2 protein-coding genes are annotated in these 1,290 nt (G+C 52.6%); both read right to left on the reverse strand.

The features are described from left to right. A partial coding sequence (locus tag QCH34_RS12840) for a hypothetical protein (RefSeq protein WP_300334711.1) occupies nucleotides 1–184 on the reverse strand: 184 nt, incomplete at its 3' end. A 153-nt stretch (nucleotides 185–337) separates the two neighbouring features. Further along, a partial coding sequence (locus tag QCH34_RS12845; protein WP_300334713.1) for a methyltransferase domain-containing protein occupies nucleotides 338–1,290 on the reverse strand: 953 nt, incomplete at its 5' end.

Raw genomic sequence — 1,290 nt, forward strand, 5'->3', positions numbered from 1 at the left:
TCCTATGCACGGGCAGCCACCGCCTTCTCATCGGTGACGGCTCAGAGTAAGATGCTATAAGAGTGTTTGAGGAGGGTGGAACCGGTCTCCTGTCCGGGAGAGGGCATGTCACCCCCTCATCGGGGGCAGCTCCTGACCTTGCGTTCTTCTCGCTCCAGGTCAGTATGGAACCATCCTCCGCCATGAGGTATACCCTGGATTGTCTCAGAAGATCCTATCCTCCGGGCACTCTCCTTCCTCTATTGGTATATGATCGCGTTAGCGCTAGTCACCACCACGTTTCGGATTATTGCACTCTTCTAAAAAGACAAAAAAAGTTGCGAGAGGTTCCGCCCCTCTATTTCTCTCCACTCACGACAAGCCCATAGGGATGGGCAATGACCTGCAATCTTGAAAACCCGATCCCTTCCAGCAGCGTCTCCAGCTCTCCCTGTGTATATGAAGCCCGGACAGATGTTTCAAAACCCTTCCGGATCTCCGTCCCGAGGCAGGAGTTTCGCATAAACCCAAATATCTCCGGTGAGAGATCACGGCGGAGATCGCTTACGAATACACTCCCGCCCGGCCTGAGTACCCGCAATATTTCTGAAAAGACCTGCACTGCATCCTCCCATTCATGAAGGGATCCATTGGAGAAGGCGCAGTCAAAGGTATTATCGGGAAACGGCATCGAAAGGGCATTCCCCTCTTTATAGGCCACCCGATCCAAGAGCTGGTATTCAATGGCATTTCTCTCTGCAATTGCAATCATTGCAGGGCTGATCTCAAGCCCCGTCAGATGGGTTCCCTCTGTATGGCTGAGCCATTCAAGCCCGAGATACCCCGGTCCCGGCCCTATCTCAAGTGCATGATCGCCTGCCTGTGTGCACCCCGCCAGCTCATGTACCGGGAGATGCCCCTCATCACGGAGGCCTCTCTGCATATGATCATATTCTTCTGTTGTTCCCTCATCCTGAATGCCATCGCAGGTTTCAGGAATTCTTGATTCAACGATCGGTGTAGTGTTCATATCGTTTCCTTCCTTTTCTGCTGATGCATATCTCGCATCCACCGCCTCTTCAAGCCGTATCAGCCGCCCCTCTCTCCGGAATATCAGCGGAACCCTTTCAAAGCCGGTCTCTCTCCTGAGTGATTGGATAGAGGCGGATAGTGAATCGCTGTCAGATACTCCGGTAAAGCGGGCACAGAGATCTGCAAAAAGCAGTTGCTCGTCTGCTGTCAGGTGTGCCATCCGGGACTCAAGGAAACCAAACATCTTCTCTTCGATATCAAGAATCCATTCCTCACCCT

It is taken from the genome of Methanocalculus sp. (assembly GCF_029762515.1).
Taxonomy (GTDB): domain Archaea; phylum Halobacteriota; class Methanomicrobia; order Methanomicrobiales; family Methanocorpusculaceae; genus Methanocalculus.